Source organism: Paracoccus haematequi (genome assembly GCF_900631945.1).
Lineage (GTDB): Bacteria > Pseudomonadota > Alphaproteobacteria > Rhodobacterales > Rhodobacteraceae > Paracoccus > Paracoccus haematequi_A.
Window position 1 is genome coordinate 42080 of sequence record NZ_UZWE01000030.1, and the last position, 22664, is coordinate 64743.

The window sequence follows — 22664 nt, forward strand, 5'->3', positions numbered from 1 at the left end:
CCTAAGCCTCGCTGCCGGGGCGCAGCAGGACGTGCTGGCCGGTGGGTATGTCTGCCAAGGTGTGATCACGCCTGACCCACACGGTGAGCGCGTCGCCGTCATGGGACAGGCCGACTGTCAGGCCCTCGGGCGGCTCCGCGATCCAATCGCTCTCGAGCGTCGCGACGCGATAGACCCCGGCCCCGACGCGGTGCGTGACCGCAGCGCCATTGGCGAGCCGCACGACCTGCACCGGCCACCCGTCATCGATGGCATAGGGCCGCTCCGCGACGAGGTCCGACAACAGCGCCGCCTCGCGGTCAAAGCAGGCCTGGACGTGCGCGCGAATGGCTTGAGCGACACCGATCACCTGCGGGCCGGTCAGCGGGACGAATGTGCCGTCAGCGCCCTTCCAGGAGACGGAATAGGCCGGGTCCAGCATCGCGGCCATCGCTGCGCCCATGATACGGGTCTGGGTCACGTCATCGGTGCCGACCGCGATGCCCGCAACCGTGGTGCCGGATCGGATCGCCTCATCCCTGCGCAACCGAATCGCTTCTCGCGCAGCCGCGCCGCGAGCCTCGGCCCGCTGCTGGGCGGTGATGGCTTTGTCCCAGTCGATCATGCGTCAGGCTCCTCGATGCGGGCGAACGGCGGAAGCGCGACCGGCCCGTCCCCGGTCACGATGATCGCCGCGGGGAAAAGGGTCTCCTGCGGCGCGCCGGGGCCGTGCGGCAGGATCAGCGTGAGGCAGATGTGGCCGCCGTCGCGGATCACGTCCGACACCAGCCAGGGGCATTCCACTGCGCCGCGCGGCAGAATGTCACCCTCGACCAGCGGGCCGAAATCGTAGGTGGCGCCCTCGACGGTCAGCACATCACCTGTGACGGAAACGGCGACGGGCGCAGCGCCAAGCTGCGGTGAAAAGCTGATTTTCATGGGTGTTCCTCAATACCAGAAGCCCTCTGCCGTCAGGCGGCAGAAGCGCGAAAGCCGACTGGTCCCGTCGTTTGAGTTCACGGCCGAGAACGACATGTCACCCGCAGACATGGCCGAAATCGTCGCATGGGCCGACCCTGCGTTGACCACCAGGATCGATGCTGAATGCTGGGAGGGAACAGAGGTGGAAAACGCGGCCGGAAAGGCCCAGATAGTCTCACCGGATGCCGATGACAAAAGACCATTCAGGCATCGCTGGTAGCCATTCGCCAAGCGCAGATACGAGCCATTCGCATTTGTCCCGCTCTCGATCTGCCGATCCAGCACCCAGTAGGTGCCATCATAGGTCGCCTCGGTATCGACATCAGTGCGGATGTAGCCAGCTGGCAGGACTGCTCCGGTGATCGTGCGGCACTGCCGCGCGCCTAGGCCGTCCAGGTTGATCGTGGCAGCGCCGGAGTTGGCCGCGGTCGCGCGGAACCGGACCTGCGTGCCCCTGACCAAGGCGACATAGCCCGCCGTCAGGGTGATCGCGTTCGCGGAGCCGCCGTAGGTCGCCCAGGACTTCGAGCTGATGAACGGCAGCTCGGCGTTGAACTGGGATACGAAGGTCGGAAACCAACCGAAGAAGGCATCGGCCCGCTGCTCCAGGAAGGCGGGATCGCCAGTGTTGGGCGGGGTCGGCGGCGGGGTAATTGCCATGCAAAAAAGCCCGCGCGAGGCGGGTTCCCTGTGTCGGTGGTTAAGGTCAGGTAAGGCTTTCAGCCTGGATGGTGCCAAAGGACCGACCCGTGGTCAGGGTCAGATCATAGTCCCGCAGGATCCCGGCCACGGTTGTCCCGAAGGGATCCTCTCCGTCGACAGCATAGAAGACGCAGACCTTCGAGGCGATCCGCTCCATGATCTTCTGGACACGTGCGGCGCCATCGGTCGGGATCGAGAAGCGGAAGCTGACGGTCTTGATCACCGGCCGGGGGATCAGAAACAGCCCGCCCCATTCGTCGCGATCCTTCCTCGAAAAGTCCTGGATACCCAGGCCGCTGTCCTCCAGCGTCGTCCCGATGTCGATGTCATTCCCCAGCATGATCTCACCGACCTGCGCCGCAGTGCCTGCCGTGACGGTGATCTCGACCGTGCCGCCGCTGGGCAGCCGCAGGTCGGTGAGCACGAGATCCGGTTTGAACGCGAAGGGCGTGTAGATGTATTCCCAGAACGTCCCGACCGGATCCCGCGTCGCAAGCTGAATGGTCTCGTCGAAGATGACGGTCGGCCCCGGCGTCAGCACCCGGATGCGGACAGAAGTCGCATTCAGCCCGAAGAAGCAGATCGCGTTCAGCGTGCGCGGCAGGGCGATGGTATAGGTGATCATCGAGCCGCCGGTCGTCATGCCGCCCAGGCGGTTGTCGAAAGCCCGCCAGGGGTTTGTGGCGCCGACCCGGACCCACCACTCGCTAGCGGTGTCCGCGCCGGGGTTCCTGCCGGTATTGGCTGCCTGCACGCTCTCCCAGATGCCGGTCTGGAACACCACCCGCGCCTTGTCCGCATAGGTCGTGCCCACATTCCAGGCAGGCAGGCTCTCCACCGGTACATTGGTGGCGACCATCATCGCCTCTGTGACCGGATAGGGTTCGATGATCCGCATCGGACCTCCATGCAAAAAGGCGGCCCCGAAGGACCGCCCTGCTTTCATTTCGCCGTAGATGCCTTCAGACCGTCACCTTGTTCTGGGTCGGATCGATCGAGATGCCGTTCTGCTGGATGTCTCGCTGGATATTGTTGATGCTGCGCGTATTCTCGGCGGTCTTTTGAGCATGAGCACGCAGCTCCGCCACTTCCTGGCGTAGAGCACGCAGTTCCGCGACTATCTCGCGGTTATCGCCACCGGCCAGTATCTGCCGGGTCTGCTGGGCATTGTAGATGCGGCTCGGGCCGGTCGCTTCAAGCTCGGGGCCGCGCTCGCCGACGATCCGCAGGCCGCCCGCGAAGTCTCCCCCCAACGCAAAGGCAGGGTAGTTCTGGGCCTTGAGCCACGCCAGCGCCTGGGATCGCGATCCGCCGTAATGGCTGTCGAAGGTCTTGACGCCTCCAAGCGGCCCGACGATCCGGGTCTTGTCGCCCATGCCGTTCGACCCGCCGACCTGACTTGTCCGCACCTGGTAGTCGTCCAGCGTGTAAGCCTTCGGCTTGGTGGGGGTCGCAGGCTTTAGCGCCGCCGGTGCCGGCGTGGGCTTGTTGACGACGCCGGCGGCCGCTTTCACCGCGTCCTGCTGCCGTTTCGTCTCCGCCATGATGGCCGCGCGCAGGTCGTTCAGAGCCGTTCGCAGCCCATCAGCACCAGGAACGTTTAGCCCGACAGATTTCAGGGTCTTCCCGAACCCTTCCACGATCACGCCCGCATCGCTGGCGCGCTTCAGGATCCGCTCGTCGATCAGGCCGAGGCTGCCGATCAGCTTCTCGATGCCCTCTCTGGTCAGGGCGTTTCCGGCGGCGATGTCCGCCTGCGCCTTGGACAGCAGGTCAACCTGGCGCTGTTGCAGCCCCGCGATGGCTTCCAGCGCGGTCGCGGTCATATCGGACTTCACCGCCACTTTTCCCAGGGCGGCCGCCACGCGAGCCTGTGCCAGCGCCGCTTCCTCACGGGTGCGGGCAGTGTCACCCACGCTCGACAGATAGGTCTGCGCCGCGCCAGGCAGGGCCTGCGCCGCCTCGACGTTGCCGCCCATGGCTTGCTGCAAGGTCCGCTGATACGCCGAGCGGTTGAAGGCCAGGGCCTGCTGCGGCGTGAACAGCGCCGAAGCCGTGCCGCGCAGCTTGTCCAGGTATTCGCGGATGCCGGTCCCGGCTTTGCGCCAGTCGGCTGCCGCTGCGGCGTTGATCTTGATCGCATCGGACAGCCCGTCGAGGACGGTACCCAAGGCCGTTGCCACGCGGTCTTGCAACTTTGCCATCCGCGCAGTGAACCCGGCGATCTGCGGCAGGATCTGATCAAAGGCGCCAGACAGGCCGATCAAGGCGGCATAGGTCGCCCGCCCCCTCTCCGTCGTCAGGTCCATAGCACCAATGATCGCGCGGTATTCTTTCCGGGTCTGCGGCATGGCGATCCCAAGGTCCGCCATGGCCTTGGCCGTCTGCCTGGTCGTGGTCGCCAGGCGCTCTGCGTCGGAATAGAATGCCCCGTAGAAAGCTTGCGTCGATTGCGCCATCGCGTCAAGCCCCCCGAACGCATCGGCGATCTTCGAGGCGGTATCGGCCCCGGACAGACCGGCCGCGCGGAAGCGGTGGCCCAGGGTGTCCATGATGCCGTTGACGCCGACCAGCGCGCCGGAAAGGCGGGACAGGGCCTGGCTGGCGGTCTCGCCGTCTTCCGCGAGGCGGTTCAGGCCGGGGATCATCGAGGCATAGGCATCGCTGACACCGCCGATGGCTTCGATCAGCGCCTTCTGGGCTTCCTCGTCGCTCATGCCCTTGGTGCTGATCTTCACCGTGTGGGCAAAGTCCTCAAACGTCTTGGCCCCGAAGCCCAGCACATCCGCTGCCGACAGCACACCCGCCTGCAAGCCGTTGATTGCGTTCTCCACCGCGCGCTGCGTCTCCGCGTCGGCAGTGTCGTAGTAGGTGCGGACCTTCTTGGACAAGCCCCAGAACTTCTTCTTCTCGACCTTCTCGAACGTCTCGGTCAGCGCGTCCAGGCCGTCGATAGTCACGCGCAGGCCGGCGTCCAGTTGCTTCGTCTTGGTCTTGAAGAAGCTGAACACCGCTGCGACAGCGGCCACCGGCAGGGCGATGGCTCCGAGGGCCGATGCGAAGCCGGTCAAGCTGGCGGTCGCGCCTTTCAACATGAAGCCGGTGTAGGTCGCCGCGCTGCCGATGCCTCCGCCGGCGGCCGTCAGGAAGCCCGAGGCGCCGGACATGACGCTGCCAGCGAAGGACGTGATGCCGCCCAGGATGCTGCCCGCGGCCCCGCCGACGCCGCCGATCGGTGCACCCGCCGCGCCAAGAGCGGAAGTCAGCGCGTCACCTGCGCCGATCCCGCCCAGACCCATGGCGATGACGATCCGGTTCTTCGCCGCCATGGCGATGGCATTCGCAAGCCAACTCTTGAGCATGTCCCACATGCTGGACAGGGTGCCGCTGAAGCCGTTCAGCAGGCCTTCGGACATGATGTCCACGAACTTGCCCGCGAGCGGCAGGGAGTCGGCCAGTTCGACGTTCAACCGCTTCTGTGCCTCGGCCATTTCGCCCTTCGACAGGATGCCAGTGAGTTGGGCCAGTTGCGCGGCGTCGCGGCGATAGCGGGACATGGGGTCCAGCAGGTCGCGCCAGCGTTCGGCTTCTCGGTCGAGGTTGGCGGCGAGCTTGGCCGACTCTTTGGCGGCGGCGGAGGATGCACCGCCTGAACGGCCCTTACTGGTTGCAGCGCGTTCGGCTTCTGCGGCGTTCTTACGCAATGCGTCAGCTTCGGTCGTGGCAGCGATGCCGGCCATTTCCATCGACTTGGCAGCCTTCAGCGCCTGCGCCTCGGTCCAGCCGAAAATGCCGCCCCGTGCCTCAGCCGCCATGATCTGCCCATCATATTTCGCCGCGACGTTGAACTTCTCCATCTCGACGCGGGCCTCGGCCACTGATCGACCAGCCTTGAGGGCATTGATCTCCACGAACTTGGCCGCGTTCGAGATCATGCCGCCGCCAATCTGCGAAAGGGCCGAGACGATCCCGAGGATTTCAGAACGAACCCCCGCCATCGCTATCGCCCAGTTCTGCGTCGAAGTGGCCGCCCCAGCTGCCGCTGCATCAGCATCGCCAAGTGCTCGCGCCGCTTCCTGGGCGTTAATCGAAAACTGATAGGACCGTTCGGCGGAGGCCAGCAACTCATCGTTCGTCCGGCCGCTGGCCTCATAGGCACGCATCAACTGATCGCCCAAAGCACGAGACGCGGCAGCGGCCTCGCGCGGCCCAGCATCCGACGCAGCCTTGAACGATTGGATGGCGTTGGCAACGCGGTGCGCTTCGACGACCGAAAGGCCGAAGGCGGTAGCGAGTGCCTGGGCCGCAGAGCCTGCGCCCGCAATTGCCTCCTCGCGCATAAAATCCGGCAACTTGGTCGCGGCCTGCCAGTCCTGCACGGCCTTTGTGATGCCTTGCAGGTCGCCAGTCAGGGTCGCGACGGTCGCGCTCATTTCCTTGAAATACTGAATGCGCTCGATCTCGACCATCGCAGCATAGGTTTCGCGGGCTGCTTGCGCGCCCTGCCCGAACTTCTTCCAGAGTTCATCCATCGGCATCAGCGCGTTCGTGACGGCATCCCGATAACTGTTAAGCGAGCCGGTCAGATCATTGATGGCGTCCTCGGTGGTCTTTGCCTCCTTTCCGGCTGCAACGAACATCGGCATCAGCGCGGCACCGACCGCAATCGCCGTGCCGATCCAGGGAACAATCGTCCCGATTGACCCGCCCAACATGGCAAACGCGCCCGCCGCCTGAGGTGCCTGCTGCGCTACGGCGCGGAACCAGCCGACCATCGGAGCGGAGACAAAAACGTCTTGGATTTGATAGCCGAGTTGGTTTGCGACCAAGCCGAATTTCTGGGTCGCGGCGCCTGCCTGTTCCGCCGATGGTGCAATCGCCAGCATCTTGGACGCCGCCATTTGCAGCACGCGAGCATGTTCCGTTTCGGTGATGATCTTCGATTTCAGCGCGGCGTCTGCCGTTTCGATAGCAGCCTCATATCGCTTCGATGCCGCGTAGATCGGGTCAACTGCTGCACGCAAAGCCTGGAAGTTACCCGTCGCTTGGGCCACTGCCTGCGCCTGCTGGCGTTGCGCTTCCTCGGCGGCCTCCGCAGCCGTGGCAATGCCGAGATACCGGCTGCGGGCAATCTCCAGCACCTGGTTGGCTTCAGACTGCTTGGCGGCACCCTGCCCGACCAGGGCAGCGAGTTCCGCCTGAACCTCGGCGAAGCGCTGGCTTGCGGCATAGGCAGGGTCGATCGCCCGGCGCAGATCGTCGAAGGTCCGGGCCGCTTTGGTCGTTTCCTGCTGCGCCCGCCCCACGGAACCGCTTACAGCGCGCTCAACGGCCTGCATGGTCTTGTCTAGGTTGCCCATGACGCCGCCAAGCGACGCCATGGCACGCTCGATCTTGCCCATATCGACGGTCAGCTTGCCCTCGACGCGGCCGCCGGTGCGGGCCAGGCTATCGAGGGCATTCTCGCCCTGCTTCAGGCTGGTGCTGTCGGCCACAAGGACCAGGCGGGCTGCTTCGGGCATAGCGAATCCTTGCAGATACGAGAAAGCCCCGCCAAATGAAGGCAGGGCTTGGAGGAACGGATAATGAAGGTATTTCGGACGGCTATGGCCGCAGTGGTTCTTTCGTCTGGCGCTGCTGCGGCGCAGGACTGCGCTAGCCTGACAGCAGCCTATTCGAAATTCGACAACGCCCTGATCTTTTTCGATCGGTCCAGCAAGAGCGAGAGCAGCACCTTGCGGGCGGAGACAGCTCAGTCAGCAATGACGAACATCCTGCTGCGCCAAGGCATAATCGTTGACATGATGATCGCGGGAGGGTGCGAGCTTCCGCCGCCCCCGGACTTCCAGTTCCTAGGCATGATCGCTTCGCACAATTAGGCATCGGCAATAATCCGCCTTGACTCACGCCCCTGTTACCGCGGGCAATGGGACGGGAGCATTTCGGGGGGAATCACCATGCTTTTGAGGATCATTCGCCGCGGCACCGCCCCGGCCGGCGTCGCTTTGCTTGCTTCCTGTGGCCCTACCCAGACCGCTGCCCCACCGATCGTTAACTACTCGGCCCTCGCGACCGAAACCCTTTGGCACGACCTGTCCGTTACCGGAAACGCCCGTGAGATGATGCTGATCGAAGCAGAACTCGCGGCGCGTGGCCAGCGATCCTCGGGTTCTGAATACATCGGACGCCGCACATCAAGCACGGTCGGGCGGACCCTCTACTCTCGTTCCACGCCCGTTTCGGGCGATCGCAACTGCTCCGACTTCGCTTCGGGTGCAGAAGCCCAGCGCTTCTTCCTGGCCGCTGGCGGGCCGGTGAACGACCCCCATGGTTTGGATCGCGACGGCGACGGGAACGCCTGCGAGTGGGGCAGGACGATCAGTGCGAACGCTACGCGATACAAGCCGAGGCCTGTGCGCGTCTCGGCACCGCGGCAGTCGTCCAGTCGCTGCTATGTCGGGCCGCGCGGGGGCACGTATACGATCACTGCCAGCGGCAACAGGAATTACGATGGGTGCTGAATAGCAGGACGCCCTTTCTTGGGGCGCCTACACGCAGAACCCAACGCCCATCCGACGGAAACAGAGGCCCGCAGAAAGCAAACTAACTGATCACGACGACCTTCTCAAAGGCGCGAGCCGCCCCTCGATCATGGGGCCAGGGCCTATTGGACCGAATCGGCGAACGTGGCATGATTTGAATCTGTTCCTTTTGCGTGGTGCAATCATGCGGACCGCTTGTCGTATATTTTCTGTACTAGCTTTCATCTGGAGCGCATGGCCCGCTTTAGCACAGAGCAGTGCTCCAGAGGAATTTGATTTAGAAGGCTTTATCGGGGGAGGCACGATCCCGTACGGGAACGTCGCACCTGATTATAGTTTCCCTGGAGTTGGCCGGATTACCTTTGGCGGCAGCAACCCAGGGTGCACTGCCACGTTAATATCCGACCAAGTTATTATCACGGCAAGGCATTGCATTTACGTCGTCGGAACAACGCAGCTGAAACGTAGGATTTCGGTAACCTTCAGAAGCACTCGGCGCTGCGGAGCCAGCGGACCTCATCATGCGCGCATCTCGCGTGATACGGCCTATTTTCATCCGAAAGTAGTCAATAACGATGACGAAGGTGACCGGGCGCGAGACGTTGCCTTAATAAAATTACCAAGAGCCGTCGACTGCCCGGATGAGCGTGTCGTACCTGTGGCAACGACTTCAGATGAAGGTCGTTACCGAACTGTATCGGGGTGGGGGCTTACTCTGCTAACACAGTCAGCCGCAGCAGACCGCTTATACTTTGTCCCGCCAGCTCGCCTAACACTAAGCGATTCGACAAATTTCAACCTCCATTTAATAGATGGCCTGACGCTCGACGGAAAGCGCATAACAAATCCTGTATGCAATGCTGATAGTGGCGCGGGCGTGTTTCGAATGATAAACTCGTCCAATTTAGAGACACTGGAACTGATCGGAATCATCCAGCACTATACCGTTAAGCTTGGCGCTCCTCCAGTTCCCGGGCCTAGTAGGCCAGCAACTGATCGAGTAGCGCACTGCATAACATACGGACAGTACGCTGTCGCGGCGAGAACCGACGCCCTGCAGAGTTTTATTGAGGCAGGACTCGAGTACTTGCAATGAAACGTTCGGCCATCATCAATGTTATTTGCATCTTGTTATGGCCCAACGCCGTAGCCGCAGGTGACTTTGGCATCGATTTTGGATTGAACAACGGCTCCAACATAATCGATAGCCATAAATGGCTTACGGATAAATACTCTGTGACGACGAGCTGGCAACGCTTCCCCGGCGACAACCAAATGCCAGTCGGCCCTCCAGACTTTACTCCAGTTCCTCCAATCCCTCTGCCGTCAATTCCAATTCATTTACCGCGAAACTGTGACTACGTTTATCTACCTTGTTACCCGCAACAAACGATCTCTGTTTGGGCGCCTCAAGAGGACGCCATTTCCTCTCATGATGTATTCAATCCGTTGTTCGAACCACCATCCTGCGAGAACGCCAGGGGATCATCGCTAGCCGCAGACTGCTGGCGGGCGCGTCATGACACAGTTCAAATCACAACAGAGTTCAGTTTGGGCGACGAAAGCTTTGGCTTCGAGACGTTGCCAGTCAGTTCCGACGGCTCGGCTGATTATGGTTCGATCACGTCAGGCGACATACCTGCTTGCACTGGATTTGTTCGCCCTGGCAACCGTTCCGTGATAGACACTGTTTTTCATTGCGCATCGAAGATGGCAAAGGGAGAAATTTTTGGATTAGACTCATTGAGTGAAATGTCCGAAGTGGACTGTAGTAATTCGAGTATCCGTGTTGCCTTACGCTCTCTTGAGCCAATGCCGACAACGACTTTGGTTGGGCGATGTAAGTTAATCAAGCGACTGCCTGCTGACCGGGCCGAAATCACCCTTGATGAACCATTGGGTGAACTTGTTCCCTCGGGTCTTCTAGGAGAAATCGATGTATCTTGCGGGCGAAACCCAAGTCCATCAAATGATAAGCTTTTTAGTGTGCAATATGCTTATGGGCGTTATCGGGTTGAGGTCCATACGGGGCAAATGCGCCCGCCCGAAGGCTGTCAAATTGCTCTCGGCTGGATAAGAAGCCAAATGGCATTCTCCGACGACGCTGTGATGTGCAGCACCCTGGACACCGTTGTCGGTTCTTCCGGCTCTCCCGTTTTTTCCGTTACTTCTGATGGCCTGACACTAATAGGATTTGCCTCTTCAGCCGCATCAAGCGAATTCAAACACGAGCTTGAAGCTCTGTTGGGTCAAAAACAAATACCTGAGGATTGCGGCCACGAAGGGGCCTGCAATCTTCTGACGCGCTTCGCCGCATCGCCAGAGAGCGAAGCCGCCAATCAATCAAACAAACGCGATTGGTTCGGAAGCTTTGCCCTAGCCACTGCAACTGGCAGTGAAGTGTGCGCAGGACTTCAGTAGCAGTTCAGGTCGTTGACCCAGGCAAGGCAGCCCGCGTGCCGATCTGTTCTGGCTGATTCTTGAATAGCAGAACGCCCCCCAAAGGCGTTCTTGTTTCACAATGCGCGAATAAGGCGATCTTTGAACCAAATGGCAAGTTCACCTTCTGTCATCGTCCGTTCCACTACAGCCACGGCGACATCATCGATCCGGTCATCCTCCAAGGTTTCCAGATGATAACCGCTTCGTTCTATCAAGATGAACGTGACGAGCCATGCCGTCCGCTTGTTTGCGTCAGTGAAGCCGTGACTTGAGGCCACCCCATGCAGCAGTGCCGCGCACTTCTCATGGATGAAGCGGTGATAGCCATGAAAGGGGCGGCCAAGAGCCCCCGCCAAGGTGTTGATGTCGCGAATGCCGGGGCGGCCGCCGCCGTACTCCAAGGCGATGCTATGGGCATCAATGGCGTCGGCCAAGGTAAGCCGATAATGCCGCTTAGCGATCAGCCAACCGGATCAGCGCTTCGCTATGCCGCGAAGCATTGCTGGCTGCCGCCTCCTTGGACACCTGAGATGGCTTTCCTTTCGGGGTGGCCGAGGAAGATGAACGTGCCTTCATGTTCGGCCCTTTCTGGTTCGACACCACAAAGCGTCCTGTAGCAGGTGATTTACTGATCGAACGCACGTCGTTCACTCCGAAGGCTGGGCTACCTATAAGATGGCAACTCCACATCTGCCGTCAACCCCGCAACATCAGCCAGCAGGGGCGATCACCCGCCCCCACTACGACCCGAGGGCCGGTTTCGTTATGCCGCCTCGCCTCCTTCCATTCCCTGCACCCACCAATCCGGCCGGTGCTGCGGGCGGAAATGCGCCAGCTTGTAGAACCGAGGGTCCACCGGGTCGATCCAGTCGCCCGAAGCCCAGAAGTCGTCCGCGCCAACGCGCCAGCAGACGCTGGTCAGTTCGACGCCCTCAGGCGCTGCGTCCTGCAACAGCCGCTCGATTTCGGCGACGTGGTGCAGGATTTGGTCGGCGAGGGTGGTGTGGGTGAGGACCGGCGCAGCACCGGCCGCCTCGGCCCCGGCGGCATAGGCACCGCCGATTGCGGCCATCAAGCAAGCAGCGGGGCTGGCAGCGAGAAGGTTGCGCCTTGAAACGGTGTTTCCTTGGCTGGGGGCGGTCGATCCGCTATGTTCGATAGTATCCATTGATCTGATTTCCTACGGATCAGGTTTCTGGTAAGGCCTCCGGTCGCGCTGCACACGCGCCGGGGGCCGCTTGTTTTTCAGCAGGCCGCTGCGATGGCAGCTTTCAAGCGGCGCTTGGCGTTGTAGACCTTGCGCTTGGCTGCCTCTGAAGCGGCGTATTCCCCCGCCGTTTCAGCCATCATGGCTTCCCACTCGGGGCTGTCGCGCTCGACACGATCAATGCCTTTCACGGCCTTGAAAATCTGATACGCGCTGTGCAGGTCGGCTTTCTCATTCGCCGCTGCCCGTTCGAGATCATAGACCTCCACCGCGATTTCAGCGATTTTCAGCATGGCATAGACGGCAGCGGAGATTTCGAAGTATTCGCGCGTCATGCCGAGGCGCCCTCAAGATCGCCACGAAGCGCGTCAACGATGCGGCTGGACCACATCAGTTGCAGAACGGGCGTCCCATTGTCGTGCTTCTTCTTCGTGTCCTTCATCCGGGCACCAGCCGCCCTGCCCTTGTCGGTCAGTTCGTAATATGGGCGCCCCTTGTAGTCGCGGAACTGGACCTGATAGCCGTGGTCGCAGAGCATCCTGTTCACCGCGACAGCCTTGAAGCCTCCAAGGCGGTTGCCGATCTCGGAAGGGTTGATGTCCTGATGATCGTCAGGTGCTTCGACCCTGCTCACCCCGATCAGGCCCATCATATCGACCCCGGTCAGAACGCGAGTTGCGTGGTTTGCCGACAGGATCGCCTGATTGCCATCCAGCTTGCATTGCTTCGCCAGCCAGAGGGACTGCTTGAACTGCAAGCGGGCCTCGCGAGACAGTGCCGTCGACATGATCGGCCGGTCCAGCGGCTCAGCATTCTTCACCTTGAAGTAGCAGTCGATCATCTCGCCTTGCACTTCCCACGCTCGGTCGTCCTGCATCGGCTTCACCAGCTTGAGGTAGCCGCGCTCGGTTAGCAGCACCACATCTCCATGCGCCTTGCTCGAAATCTCCATGATCTTGTGGCGACGAATTTCGTCGGCACTGATCCGGATGAAATCACGGCCTTCATCGAACCGATCCCGGTTCTCACGGAAGTTCCGGCCCGCAGTGCCGTCCGCGCGTTGATGGATCTCGTCCACCATGGCGAAGGTTACGACAGGCTCACCCTTGTAGGCGATCTGCTGGACCTGCGTGTCAGCAATTTGCACGACCGGCAGGTTCATGTTAGGACTGTAGGCAGTCATATCGGTAGCTCCATTACCGTTGTGGTTAGACAGCGCCGCGCTCGAACGCGGCGTTTTCGTTCCCGGCAGCGGGGGTCTGTCCGGCAAGATCGCCCCCCGCTGCCATTGCCGATCTCAGCGCAAAGACGATCTGCCCCGCCTTCGATCGGCAATTCTGTTTCGCTTCCGCTTCCACCCATCCGTCCACATCTGCCGGAAGGTTAATTTTGAACTGTCGCTTCTCCATGACCTCTCACCTTATGGACCCAACGGGTTCATATAAACCCAATGGGTCCATCCTTGTCAAGAACCCATGTGGTCCTTACGAAGAGTGTATGGCAATCCCGACTCATCACGACATACAGTTTAAAATTCGCATTCCTGCGGAGCTGAAGGCGCGGATTGATGCTGCTGCGAAGGACAATTCGCGGTCCACAACCGCCGAAATCGTTGCGGCGCTGGAAGAGAAGTATCCATCCCCATCGGCCGAATTTGAGAAGGCGTCTGCTCAGACCATGAAGGACGGTGTGACACGTCGCGCATGGTTGCTTGATGAGTATGTCGTTATCCGCAAGGTGGACGGGATGTTACAGGTCTGGCACGAAGGCAACGAACCGCCCGTTCCTTGACCGCATTTTCACTTTTTCTGTGACTTTCACGCGCCCGGCTCCACGCAAGCACGGCAAACTTACCCACCCCTACCGAAAGCACCGCATGACCGATCTGCCGACCATCGACCACGCTACCGTTGCCCCCGCCGCCGAAGGCTTCGCCGCAAAGCCCCTTGCCGACACGCCCGAGGCCCATGCTGCCTTCCAGCAGGCCACCAAGGAATTCGCCTTCAGCCAGACGGCGTGGGAAGTCGCCATGACGAACGCGGGGCGCTTCGAGGCCTGGGACAGGGTGTTGTTCGTCCCTGTCGGCTGACCCAGATCGTTGCACAGCACCAGACCGGAGGTCAGGCAACCAATGGCGAACGAAAATGCACACAGTGCAACTTCTGTCCGATAGCAGCGGCGGGCAGCCATGCTAGGGTATCTAGGCCAACCGGAGCCTCATCATGCTGAAGCAAACACTGCTTGCCCTTGCTGCGTCGCTGATCCTCTCCCCAGCCCATGCTGATGATGCCGTTCCCCGCGGCAAGGTTGCCTTTTTCGGCATCTACCTCATGAACAATGCCGGCGACCTGGACGATTCCGATGAACGGGCACGCATTGCCATGGTCGAGGATCAGATCGCGGCAGAACTCTCGGAGCGCGGTTTCACCCTGGTTGATATCTCGCCCGTGGCCGAGCAGCTCAAGAGCATCAAGAACATCGCGTCATGCAACGGCTGCGACATGAAGCTGGCCCAAGAACTGGGAGCAGACTATTCGGCTACCGGCGAGTTGCAGAAGACTTCTGAACTGATCCTCTCGATGAACTTCTTCCTGCGGGATGTGGAGGCAAGGACGAATCTGCGTCACGGGGCGGTCGATATCCGCGGCAACACGGATGAAAGCTGGACGCGCGGCTACCGATACCTGTTGAAGAACATCATCTTCCGCGGGGAAAGCTAGGGTTTGTCGCGGCTCTGGCTCTCGGGCCGACTTTTGGCGTGACTTTCACACGGGCCACGCCACCTACAACCGTCCAGACTGACGGGCAGGCAGTCAAATCCTATCCGCGAAGCAGCTATCCGGGCGTCGGATTTCGCGTTTTGTGGAACACTCCCTATGTTGTACGGTTAACCTAGACGCGTCCGAATCCAAGAACGGAAGGAGGTTCAGTATGGCGAACGGCCAATATCTGCACGAAACCTACCCCGTCGAACGCGGGGTGCAGCGGTTCCGAGAGTTGATTATCTACATCTCGAAGCAGTGCTCGGAAGATCCCACCTTCGGTGCGGTGAAGCTGAACAAGATCCTTTACCACTCGGACTTTACCGCCTTCGAGAAATTCGGCGTGCCTCTAACGGGGATGCGCTATTTCAAGCTACGTCAGGGGCCAGCACCGAAGGCGCTCGTCCCCACCCGCAGGAAGCTGATCGAAGAAGGCGCGATTAGCCTGGAAGGGCCGAGTGACCCCAACGACATCGGCTACCATCGAACGGTCGCGCGACGCGAACCGATCATGCAGTTCTTCACCCCCGATGAGGTCGAAATTGTCGACCACTTCATTGAAGTATTGTGGGGCCAAAGCGCGCGTGAGGTGAGCGACGCTTCGCACGATGTCCGCTGGCGAGTGGTTAATCTCCGGGATGCGATGCCTTACGAATTCGCGCATCTGGACACGTCGCCCCTTAGCCGCGCTGAACAGGACCGGACACGGGTGCTTGCTGCGGAGCTTGGCTGGTAACCTTGCTGTGGACTATAGCTGAGAACGAAGACTATCTACGTGGTGTGGCCCATTGCGGCGGCGCCCGCTCAGTTGACGAAGCTATTGCGCCGATCATGTATGCGCTGGCCAGACGCCCTCTGGGCTTCGATGAAACCGAGGTTAACGGCGTCTATTTGGCGCGCACGAAGCTTCGGATCAACGGCCCTGACTTTACCCTATCCCATAGTGTGTGGTTCCGTCCGGTAGAAGCGATCAAGACCGTGGAACTGCTTTGGATTGAGGTAACGGCGCCTGACGCAATGGGCGACGATCTGGACTACATCTGATACGCCGCCCTCAACGCCCCCCTGATACCCGCCGCCAGGGCGCGGCGATCTGCCGCCGGGTCAGCACCCGCACACGGTGCCACACCCGCCGGGTCGGCCCCGATCTCCAGCCCGTCCAGGTAGGCCAAAGACAGTGCGCGGATCGTCCCGCGCTCCCACTCGTCCAGCCCCTGGTGCGCAGCGAACGCCACAATCTCGGCCCAAGGCAGCGGCCGCCTCTCACCCATCCCGTCGATCTGGCACCAGCCGATGCCATCCTCGGCCATCATCGCGTCCAGCAGATCGCGCCGGGCGGTGATCTGCGGGAGGTTCAGCGGCGCGCCAGCATCCCGCCGCGCCTGTATCCGGGGCCTGCCTTCCTTTCCGTCCCGCTTGGGCCTGGCGTGCAGCCAGCCCAACTGCCGGGCGTAGAGGGTCAGGCTTTCCCGGACTTCGCCAAAAAAGCGGCGTCATCCTGGGCGAAGTCCAACACCTGCTGGGCGAAGGACGGCTTGCGCCATTCGTCGTCGACGCGCTCACGCATCAGATGCGGCAAGCTGATGAACGTCAGGTCGATGAACGCCGGAACGTCATGGGCAGTCAGGTCGCGCACCTTCCCGTCCTCGCCCGCGGTCTGCATGTTCTTGAAGCCGACAATGAACCGACTGGCGGCCTTGCAGGTCTGCCGATGCAAATCCTCGGCGGTCTGCGTGTCGATCTCGCCCCCAGCGTCCTTCGCGGCCTTTGCCTTCTTCGCGCGGGCAATCTCGTCGTCGCGGAGCGCGGCCTGAATAGTCCGGCTCGATGCGCCTTTCACCAGCACGATGCAGGGCTTGCCGCCGTTCGTGATGACCTCGCCCGTCGACTGGTCGCGAAGTTCCATCTCGCGCGCCGTCTCGGCCGCGCCACGCGCGTCGTAGGCTTTCAGAAAATCCATGATGCTCTTCCTGTGGTGCGGTGCATTGTGGGCCGAGGCGCTGCACCAAACGCCCCGGCCCGCCGGTCGTGGGACCGGATCAGGTTTCCAGGACTTCGATCGGCTCCATGTCCAGTCCCACCGTCACGGTCCCGGAGACTACGCCGTTGGTGGTGGCGCTGCGGGTGACGCCGAAGACTTTGCCCACGAAGTAATCCTTGCGGGGTTCGTCCGCGGCGGTATCCACCTTGGGGTATTCGATCTTGAAGGCGCGCTGTTTCTTGTCGGCCTTGGCCGCCTTCAGAATGATCTGGCCCGCGTCGGAGGGATCATAGGCCATCGGAATTTGCAGCGAACCCGCGTTCGAAGGACCGTGGAACTTCTCCTGCACCCCCGTTTTCAGGGGCGTGTGGGTGACGACCTCGGACGAGCCGCCATATTCCGGGATTTCGGTGATTTCCCCGACCTCGACCCAGGTGGTAACGGCGGTGAAGCCTGCCTCGGTCAGCGTGGCGGGAAGCGTGGCGGAGACGAAGAGGATCGTCCCGATGCCGGTCGTCAGATTATCGGCCATGGTTTGCCCTTTCAGCAAAACAGAACGGCCCGCCGGTGGCGGGGTGATGCGTCCCAGGTTGGTTGATTGCCCCCTGTTCGCCCGTTCAGGCAGCCCGGTGGCGGGGCAAGGTCAGACGGCGATCCAGTCGATGCTGACGGGTACGCGGTAATCCGTGTCGGTGGTATAGCCCGGCAGCACCTGCGACCGGACGATGGTCAGCCGGCCGAGGCGCAGGGCCCTCGGGAAGCGCGCCCTGATTGTCGCAGCCAGGTCGTCGGCGGACGTTGCGAAGGCGTTCAGGTCGGCCACGACGACCACGATTTGCCGCCCTTCGCTGTAGCCCTTGCCCCCCGCCAGCGCGCGGTCAGTGTCGCTACGTGCGGCGTTCTGCATCACCAGGTAGGGGCGTGCGGGCAGCGGGGTCGTGCGGTTCGGCCAGACTATGCGCGGGAAAGCTGCCAAGAGGTGCTGGCCGATGGCGTTCTGGATGCCGGATGGTGTCACTTCTTCACCTCGGCCGCGCGCTTCTCCACGAACTCGCTGAACCGGGCGGCGTTGGCGCCGACGAAATGCGCCCCCTCCTGTTCGTATTCGCGGCCCAGGCTGTCGGTGCCGACGAAGCCGTATTCGATCCGTGCAGCGTGATCCGCCGTCCAGGCGAACTCCATCACGTCGCCCAGCTCCATGCCCGCGATCTTGACCACATAGGCATCGGCCCCTTGTGCCCCGTCCACAGTCAGGCTGTTGATCAGCTCCGACGTATCGACCGGGATCTTGCCCTGTTCCGGCGGCCCGCCCCGGATCGCAGCTTTCGGCTGCGGCGTCTGCGCGGCCTCCAGAACGTCCTGCACGCTCTCACGCATGATGTGGCGCATGTTGCCCTTGGCCTGATCGCAGAGACCGGCCAGCGAGGCGGTGAATGTTTTCGCCATCAGTCTCTCCGGTAGATCAACCGATAGATCGCAACGCACTTGCAGCCAATGCTGTGCTTGGCCCCGCCGCGCGGATCGTGCGGGTAGGCCATCCGCGTCCCGTCCGGGAACTCGAAATCCTCACCCAGATTCACCTTCGTTCCATCCATCGCACGATGGTCTGGGCGCGGCTCGCGCTGCGGGCTGTGCTGCCAGCGGACGCTGACGGCCTCTATGTCCGGATTTTCCAGCATCTGGCTGTATGCCTCATGCCGCCCCGCCGCCTGCGCCGTGAACGCCTCGTTCTGCGAGATGACCCGCCCGCGATAGGCCAGCGCCCGGTTCTTGTGGCTGGTCATCATCTGCTCGATATCGGCCGCAGCCAGCCTGCGCCCTTCCTTGATGGCCTTCGCCACGCGCGGCAGATACCGGGCATCGCTCAACGCATATCGGGGCTTTCGCTTGCCGGTGGCCCGGTCCACCACGAAGTATTCCCGCAGCCGCGCCGGGTCCGAGAGGGTCGCGCGGGCGTTGATCAGGTGGTCCGCCGTTTCAGCCGTCAGCCCGACGCTCCCGCCCTCGCGCCGCTTCGTCACCCGGTTCATCCGCCCCGTGATGTCCAGCGCCGCCTGCCGAGCGGGCCGGTTCTTCTCCATCGCATCCGTCAGCACCAGGCGCATCGCTTCGGTCTGCTCGCGCTCGATGACCTGCACCAGCGCGGCGCCCTGGTTGCGGATCAGCGTCTCGGCGCGAGGGTGGCGACCGTTGAACCCGAACCGCCCTTGCAGCCCTTGGGGCAGCGCCTCGCCGACCATCGCCCCGCCGGTTAGGAACGTGCCGCGAACCGCCTCTTCCAACGGCCACAGCAGCGACTGGTCGAACCGTAACATCTCCATCGCCGCAGCCATGTCCCGCCGCTCCAGCGCGTCGACCAGGGCGCCCAGGTCCACCCTGCCCCGCGCAGCGTAGATCGCGGCCAGGAACGCGTCCCTGATCTGCTGTTCGGCACCGGCCAGCAGCGTCTCAATCGCGGCGATCTGGGTGCGGGTCGGGTTGCGGGCCATTGCGCCTCGTCATGCAAAAAGCCCCGCCGAAGCGGGGCCGGAATAATTGCTGCGGCCAGATTAGTTCAGGAAGGCCAAGAGGCTTGTTGAGGCCAAAAACGCGGCGATTACTGCCAGGGCAATGGCGATCATCGGGCTGCCCCATGCTGATGGCTTAGGATACCGAGGGCGCCCGTTCTTCAACTGCTTCGCGGGATCGTAAGCAAGATCGCGGTCATCCATTATCAGTTCCCTTGCCTCGCGCTGCATCCACCATACCAGCAACGAAGGCGGCGCGCATCAACTCATCGCCGAAGGCAAAGGCGGACGCGGGCAGGATTGCGCAGATGCGGGCGTGGTCGATGTTGCCACGGTCGAGGTGCCACAGGATGCACCAGCACTGGTAAAGGCTCATGCCGCCAGCCTACGCCGCGACCTCGACCTCAAACAAGAGCGCCGTGTCGCCGGGCTTCACCGGATTGACCCGAGCGATCTCATGCATCCCGTCCGCCAACTCAATCCGGTCGCCCATCTGCGGCGCGACACCCTTCGCCGCGATCAACACGACGCGCACGGTCCTTGGCAGTAGTGCGCCGCTGTCATCGCGGCTATAGCGCGTGGTCGCGCCCTTATCCACGGCGATGACCGGGATCTGCATCGGCACCGGATCGGGGATCGTCGTCGGATCATCGTCGCCGCCAATCGGTTCGACCTCCCACGGGTTCTGCGGGCCGTCGCCGTCCGACGGGGCGCCGGTCAGCGCGGGCAGGCGGTAGAGCGTGGCGGGGGCGCCGAAGCGGGTGATCAGCCTGTCGGCCGTGGATTGCAGCCGGGAATAGTCGAAGCCCATCACACCACCATGACGCCGATGCCGAGGCCTGGCGCGGCGATCAGGCCGCGCAGCATCGGCCGTAGCCAATCGAATGATAGGCCCCCGACATCGGCGACCGATGCGCCGACATATTCGACCTCAATGGGCCCGACTTTTTCGCGCTTCACAGCAGCCGAGCCATCCACGCCCGCGAAAGTCTCTCTCCCATGGCTTTCCGCAGCTAGGCGGGCCGCGACATGGCCCACACGGATCAGCTCGACCGCGCCCAGCGGATACCACTGGAAATGCCCGGCCAGCCAACGGGAGACCCGCACAAGCGATGCCTCCTGCACGGTTTCATCCGCAGCGATCCATTGCGCCATGGCAGTTTCCGGCGCGGCGACGGCGGCCTCGGGTTCGAGATAGGCCAGTGCGTCGGCAAGGCTGATGAACGACTGCGCCTCGGGATCGGTCAGCAGGTTTCCGACGATCAGGGGCATGGTCAATCCTCATCGCTGCAAAAATCGCCGTTCATGAGCTTGGTCTTGAACACCTCGACCAGCCACAGAACGTCGCTGCGATCTTTCAGGGCCGGGCTGGCCCGGCCGTCGAAATTCCCGTCCTTGTCCCATCCGAGGATCAGAACTTGGTCATAGACGCCAATGGCCTGCTCAAGCACGTTGTCTGGGCTATCCGCCGCATTCTGCGGATAGAACTTAACGACCTCTGACATGGCTCGACCTCGAAATGGAGAAGCTCTCGGGTTGGTCGAGGCGGCATGCGCCGCCCCGCCGTGGTTACTTCCTGTCGTCTGCCTTCGGCGCAGGCTTGTCTGCCTCGACGGACAGATGACCGGCTACGACCGCAGCGGCGAAGCCCTTGGTCTTCACCGGCTCCCCATCCAGCGAGGCGCCGGGCGCGATATGCGCCTGACGCACCTTGTCGCCGTCCTTGACGTTCACGACGCGAACGGCCTGCGATTTGTTGACGATCCGTGCCATCAGGCAGACCGATCTGGACTTGCTGAAACAGGCCATCAGCCAGGCGCCGCGCCACATGACATGGCTGGTGACGAAGTTCGGCGCTGCCCGGTCCCACAAGGCTTTCAGCAGTTGGTTCGCGGATGCCGCTGCGAAAGCAGGTCTGACGGATGGGAAATCAGCCCATGGCCTGCGCAAGGCCCGCGCCGAATCGCTGGCCGAGGCCGGGGCCACGACCCATCAGATTGCGGCCTGGACCGGCCATGAAACCCTGTCCGAGGTGCAGCGATACTCCAAGGCGGCAAACCGGAAACGGCTGCTCTCCGGACCGGATCGGGAACGGAAATTGGAAACCGTTATGGAAACCGGATCGGAAACCGCTTGAAATCGCATTGAGAACAATGCTCTAGAGATTCACTGGCGATCCCGGAAGGAATCGAACCCTCAACCTGCCGATTAGAAGTCGGCTGCTCTATCCAGTTGAGCTACGGGACCGTCAGGCCGATGTTTTGCGGGATCGCAGGCCGATGCGCAAGTCACAGCGTGCGGGTCATGAAGACGCTGTTCGGATCGGGACGATAGGCCCCGAAAGGCGGGCATTCGACGAAACCGCCGCGCGCATACAGACCCCGCGCGGCGGCAAAGCCGGGCTGCGCGCCGGTTTCCAGCGACAACCGCGTCAGCCCGACCCGGCGCGCATGGTCGATCAGCCGGTCCAGCATCAGCCGCGACAGGCCCCCGCCCCGTGCTTCGGCCAGGATGTGCATGGACTTGATCTCTCCATGCCGGAGATCCAGGCGCTTCAGCGCCGCCATGCCCACAGGGGCACCGGCGCGGCGCAGCACGAAAAAGTCGATCTGCGGCGAAACCAGCGTCTCGCGCGGCATCATGTGGATGGATTCGGGCGGCGTATCGGCGTGCATGTCCGCAGTGTGGCGCTGGAACAGCAGGGCCAGGTCGTCGGCCAGCGGCGATTCGGCGGCAAAGGACAGCGTTTCCGTCACGGGCGGCCCCTGGGAAGGCGGACAGCAAAAGGGCGGCCGCGCGGGCCGCCCCTGACAATAGTTCTGAAATCAGGCGGCGCGGGACAGCAGCACTTCCTCGACGCTCTTCTGGGCTGCACCCTCGTCCAGACCTCTGACCGCCGCGACTTCGCGGGTCAGCCGGTCCAGGGCAGCTTCGTACAGCTGGCGTTCGGAATAGGACTGTTCGCGCTGATCGTCATTGCGGTGCAGGTCGCGCACCACCTCGGCAATGGACATCAGGTCGCCGGAGTTGATCTTCTGGTCGTATTCCTGCGCCCGGCGCGACCACATCGCGCGCTTGACGCGGGCCTTGCCTTTCAGTGTCTCCAGGGCGCGGTCGATCAGGTCGGGGGTCGACAGGCTGCGCATCCCGATTTCCGAGGCACGGGCGGTCGGAACGCGCAGGGTCATCTTGTCCTTCTCGAAAGAGATGACGAACATCTCCAGCCGCAGGCCCGCGACTTCCTGTTCGTCGATCGAGACGATGCGGCCGACGCCATGGGCCGGATAGACGACGAAATCATCGGGGCGGAATTCGTTTTTCTTGGTCTTGGACATCTGGCTTCCTCTTGGTAGTGCCTTGAGAAGGACACAAAGAACCGAAAGCGGCGCAAGCCACCTTCGGTGCGTTTTTTGATCGTGATGTCATCCCTGCTCGGCAGAAAGCAGGAAATCGGCAGTTCGGGGCGCACATCCTTTGGGCCTCTGACTCCCATCAGATGCGAATGTTTCCTGAATATAGCATAAATAAGACGCTAAAAAAAGCATCCTGTGGGGATTGTTC

35 protein-coding genes and 1 tRNA gene are annotated in these 22664 nt (G+C 62.2%); 10 read left to right on the top strand and 26 right to left on the bottom strand.

From position 1 onward, the window contains the following. Position 1 precedes the first annotated feature (1 nt). The 5 genes from PARHAE_RS10205 to PARHAE_RS10225 all read right to left on the bottom strand — a co-directional run bounded on the left by PARHAE_RS10205 (position 2) and on the right by PARHAE_RS10225 (position 7184). On the bottom strand, positions 2-604 hold the full coding sequence (locus PARHAE_RS10205) for a DUF4376 domain-containing protein (protein ID WP_126154512.1): 603 nt from the start codon (positions 602-604) through the stop codon (positions 2-4). Further along, positions 601-918, bottom strand: coding sequence for a hypothetical protein (locus tag PARHAE_RS10210; RefSeq protein ID WP_126154513.1), 318 nt, complete (start codon positions 916-918; stop codon positions 601-603). The genes PARHAE_RS10205 and PARHAE_RS10210 overlap by 4 nt, the downstream gene beginning before the upstream one ends. 9 nt (positions 919-927) lie before the next feature. Continuing rightward, complete coding sequence (locus PARHAE_RS10215) at positions 928-1620, bottom strand: hypothetical protein (protein ID WP_126154514.1); 693 nt, start codon at positions 1618-1620, stop codon at positions 928-930. A gap of 46 nt (positions 1621-1666) precedes the next feature. Next, a complete protein-coding gene (locus tag PARHAE_RS10220) occupies positions 1667-2560 on the bottom strand; it encodes a hypothetical protein (protein ID WP_126154515.1) in 894 nt (297 codons plus the stop codon). A 64-nt stretch (positions 2561-2624) separates the two neighbouring features. Continuing rightward, positions 2625-7184 carry a hypothetical protein gene (locus PARHAE_RS10225; RefSeq protein ID WP_126154516.1) on the bottom strand — a complete coding sequence of 1520 codons (4560 nt, stop codon included), beginning with the start codon at positions 7182-7184 and terminating at the stop codon, positions 2625-2627. An 84-nt stretch (positions 7185-7268) separates the two neighbouring features. Between PARHAE_RS10225 and PARHAE_RS10230 the strand changes: the two genes are divergently transcribed. The 4 genes from PARHAE_RS10230 to PARHAE_RS10245 all read left to right on the top strand — a co-directional run bounded on the left by PARHAE_RS10230 (position 7269) and on the right by PARHAE_RS10245 (position 10625). Next, complete coding sequence (locus PARHAE_RS10230) at positions 7269-7541, top strand: hypothetical protein (protein ID WP_206436928.1); 273 nt, start codon at positions 7269-7271, stop codon at positions 7539-7541. Between the two features lie 78 nt (positions 7542-7619). Beyond that, a complete protein-coding gene (locus PARHAE_RS10235) occupies positions 7620-8183 on the top strand; it encodes an excalibur calcium-binding domain-containing protein (protein WP_126154518.1) in 564 nt (187 codons plus the stop codon). 205 nt (positions 8184-8388) lie between these two features. Continuing rightward, positions 8389-9300, top strand: coding sequence for a trypsin-like serine protease (locus tag PARHAE_RS22125; protein WP_420899403.1), 912 nt, complete (start codon positions 8389-8391; stop codon positions 9298-9300). After that, positions 9297-10625: a trypsin-like serine peptidase gene (locus PARHAE_RS10245; protein ID WP_126154520.1), complete on the top strand. Its 1329-nt coding sequence runs from the start codon at positions 9297-9299 to the stop codon at positions 10623-10625. Before PARHAE_RS22125 ends, PARHAE_RS10245 begins: the two co-directional genes overlap by 4 nt. A 95-nt stretch (positions 10626-10720) precedes the next feature. Here the strand turns inward: PARHAE_RS10245 and PARHAE_RS10250 are convergent, their stop codons facing one another. The 6 genes from PARHAE_RS10250 to PARHAE_RS10270 all read right to left on the bottom strand — a co-directional run bounded on the left by PARHAE_RS10250 (position 10721) and on the right by PARHAE_RS10270 (position 13262). Further along, positions 10721-11080 carry a type II toxin-antitoxin system death-on-curing family toxin gene (locus PARHAE_RS10250; RefSeq protein WP_164555207.1) on the bottom strand — a complete coding sequence of 120 codons (360 nt, stop codon included), beginning with the start codon at positions 11078-11080 and terminating at the stop codon, positions 10721-10723. Between the two features lie 19 nt (positions 11081-11099). Further along, positions 11100-11297 (bottom strand): hypothetical protein, encoded by a 198-nt coding sequence (locus tag PARHAE_RS21065; RefSeq protein WP_164555208.1) that lies wholly within the window; start codon positions 11295-11297, stop codon positions 11100-11102. 112 nt (positions 11298-11409) lie between these two features. Beyond that, positions 11410-11718, bottom strand: coding sequence for a hypothetical protein (locus tag PARHAE_RS10255; protein WP_126154522.1), 309 nt, complete (start codon positions 11716-11718; stop codon positions 11410-11412). A gap of 173 nt (positions 11719-11891) precedes the next feature. After that, a complete protein-coding gene (locus PARHAE_RS10260; RefSeq protein ID WP_126154523.1) occupies positions 11892-12188 on the bottom strand; it encodes a hypothetical protein in 297 nt (98 codons plus the stop codon). Further along, positions 12185-13015, bottom strand: a complete 831-nt coding sequence (locus PARHAE_RS10265; protein ID WP_164555210.1) for an ORF6N domain-containing protein — start codon at positions 13013-13015, stop codon at positions 12185-12187. Before PARHAE_RS10265 ends, PARHAE_RS10260 begins: the two co-directional genes overlap by 4 nt. Positions 13016-13061: 46 nt before the next feature. Beyond that, positions 13062-13262: a hypothetical protein gene (locus tag PARHAE_RS10270; RefSeq protein ID WP_126154525.1), complete on the bottom strand. Its 201-nt coding sequence runs from the start codon at positions 13260-13262 to the stop codon at positions 13062-13064. 88 nt (positions 13263-13350) lie between these two features. Between PARHAE_RS10270 and PARHAE_RS10275 the strand changes: the two genes are divergently transcribed. From PARHAE_RS10275 to PARHAE_RS10295, 5 genes are all read left to right on the top strand, one after another. Then, positions 13351-13644: an Arc family DNA-binding protein gene (locus tag PARHAE_RS10275; RefSeq protein ID WP_126154526.1), complete on the top strand. Its 294-nt coding sequence runs from the start codon at positions 13351-13353 to the stop codon at positions 13642-13644. 85 nt (positions 13645-13729) lie between these two features. Beyond that, entirely contained in the window at positions 13730-13942 is a 213-nt protein-coding gene (locus PARHAE_RS10280) for a hypothetical protein (RefSeq protein ID WP_126154527.1), read from the top strand. Between the two features lie 133 nt (positions 13943-14075). Beyond that, positions 14076-14573 carry a DUF3280 domain-containing protein gene (locus tag PARHAE_RS10285; protein WP_126154528.1) on the top strand — a complete coding sequence of 166 codons (498 nt, stop codon included), beginning with the start codon at positions 14076-14078 and terminating at the stop codon, positions 14571-14573. A 211-nt stretch (positions 14574-14784) separates the two neighbouring features. Next, entirely contained in the window at positions 14785-15351 is a 567-nt protein-coding gene (locus tag PARHAE_RS10290) for a Panacea domain-containing protein (RefSeq protein WP_126154529.1), read from the top strand. A 2-nt stretch (positions 15352-15353) separates the two neighbouring features. Further along, positions 15354-15659 carry a hypothetical protein gene (locus PARHAE_RS10295; RefSeq protein ID WP_126154530.1) on the top strand — a complete coding sequence of 102 codons (306 nt, stop codon included), beginning with the start codon at positions 15354-15356 and terminating at the stop codon, positions 15657-15659. Here the strand turns inward: PARHAE_RS10295 and PARHAE_RS10300 are convergent. The 12 genes from PARHAE_RS10300 to PARHAE_RS10345 form a co-directional block, all read right to left on the bottom strand. Beyond that, on the bottom strand, positions 15650-16057 hold the full coding sequence (locus tag PARHAE_RS10300) for a hypothetical protein (protein WP_126154531.1): 408 nt from the start codon (positions 16055-16057) through the stop codon (positions 15650-15652). The two genes, PARHAE_RS10295 and PARHAE_RS10300, sit on opposite strands and share 10 nt — an antisense overlap. A gap of 17 nt (positions 16058-16074) precedes the next feature. Next, positions 16075-16575: a hypothetical protein gene (locus PARHAE_RS10305; RefSeq protein ID WP_126154532.1), complete on the bottom strand. Its 501-nt coding sequence runs from the start codon at positions 16573-16575 to the stop codon at positions 16075-16077. Positions 16576-16654: 79 nt separating this feature from the next. Then, complete coding sequence (locus PARHAE_RS10310) at positions 16655-17128, bottom strand: phage tail tube protein (RefSeq protein WP_126154533.1); 474 nt, start codon at positions 17126-17128, stop codon at positions 16655-16657. Positions 17129-17239: 111 nt separating this feature from the next. After that, the gene (locus PARHAE_RS10315; RefSeq protein WP_164555211.1) at positions 17240-17614 is read right to left on the bottom strand and encodes a phage tail terminator-like protein; all 375 of its coding nucleotides are present in this window, start codon (positions 17612-17614) and stop codon (positions 17240-17242) included. Then, complete coding sequence (locus PARHAE_RS21070; RefSeq protein WP_164555212.1) at positions 17611-18042, bottom strand: hypothetical protein; 432 nt, start codon at positions 18040-18042, stop codon at positions 17611-17613. Before PARHAE_RS21070 ends, PARHAE_RS10315 begins: the two co-directional genes overlap by 4 nt. Beyond that, positions 18042-19085, bottom strand: a complete 1044-nt coding sequence (locus PARHAE_RS10320; RefSeq protein WP_126154535.1) for a phage minor head protein — start codon at positions 19083-19085, stop codon at positions 18042-18044. Before PARHAE_RS10320 ends, PARHAE_RS21070 begins: the two co-directional genes overlap by 1 nt. 60 nt (positions 19086-19145) lie before the next feature. Further along, complete coding sequence (locus PARHAE_RS21075; protein ID WP_164555213.1) at positions 19146-19307, bottom strand: hypothetical protein; 162 nt, start codon at positions 19305-19307, stop codon at positions 19146-19148. Beyond that, positions 19300-19479: a hypothetical protein gene (locus PARHAE_RS10325; protein WP_126154536.1), complete on the bottom strand. Its 180-nt coding sequence runs from the start codon at positions 19477-19479 to the stop codon at positions 19300-19302. Before PARHAE_RS10325 ends, PARHAE_RS21075 begins: the two co-directional genes overlap by 8 nt. Positions 19480-19488: 9 nt before the next feature. Further along, the gene (locus PARHAE_RS10330) at positions 19489-19914 is read right to left on the bottom strand and encodes a hypothetical protein (RefSeq protein WP_126154537.1); all 426 of its coding nucleotides are present in this window, start codon (positions 19912-19914) and stop codon (positions 19489-19491) included. Further along, positions 19914-20375: a hypothetical protein gene (locus PARHAE_RS10335; RefSeq protein ID WP_126154538.1), complete on the bottom strand. Its 462-nt coding sequence runs from the start codon at positions 20373-20375 to the stop codon at positions 19914-19916. Before PARHAE_RS10335 ends, PARHAE_RS10330 begins: the two co-directional genes overlap by 1 nt. 2 nt (positions 20376-20377) lie before the next feature. Next, positions 20378-20608, bottom strand: coding sequence for a hypothetical protein (locus tag PARHAE_RS10340; protein ID WP_126154539.1), 231 nt, complete (start codon positions 20606-20608; stop codon positions 20378-20380). A gap of 64 nt (positions 20609-20672) precedes the next feature. Beyond that, positions 20673-20876, bottom strand: coding sequence for a hypothetical protein (locus tag PARHAE_RS10345; protein WP_126154540.1), 204 nt, complete (start codon positions 20874-20876; stop codon positions 20673-20675). Here PARHAE_RS10345 and PARHAE_RS10350 point away from each other — a divergent pair. After that, entirely contained in the window at positions 20860-21240 is a 381-nt protein-coding gene (locus tag PARHAE_RS10350; protein WP_126154541.1) for a tyrosine-type recombinase/integrase, read from the top strand. The two genes, PARHAE_RS10345 and PARHAE_RS10350, sit on opposite strands and share 17 nt — an antisense overlap. A 33-nt stretch (positions 21241-21273) precedes the next feature. Here the strand turns inward: PARHAE_RS10350 and PARHAE_RS10355 are convergent. The 3 genes from PARHAE_RS10355 to PARHAE_RS10365 all read right to left on the bottom strand — a co-directional run bounded on the left by PARHAE_RS10355 (position 21274) and on the right by PARHAE_RS10365 (position 22438). Then, a tRNA-Arg gene (locus tag PARHAE_RS10355) sits at positions 21274-21350 on the bottom strand. Between the two features lie 41 nt (positions 21351-21391). Further along, the gene (locus PARHAE_RS10360; RefSeq protein ID WP_241232765.1) at positions 21392-21859 is read right to left on the bottom strand and encodes a GNAT family N-acetyltransferase; all 468 of its coding nucleotides are present in this window, start codon (positions 21857-21859) and stop codon (positions 21392-21394) included. Between the two features lie 69 nt (positions 21860-21928). Continuing rightward, on the bottom strand, positions 21929-22438 hold the full coding sequence (locus PARHAE_RS10365) for a CarD family transcriptional regulator (RefSeq protein WP_126154542.1): 510 nt from the start codon (positions 22436-22438) through the stop codon (positions 21929-21931). Positions 22439-22664: the final 226 nt, after the last annotated feature.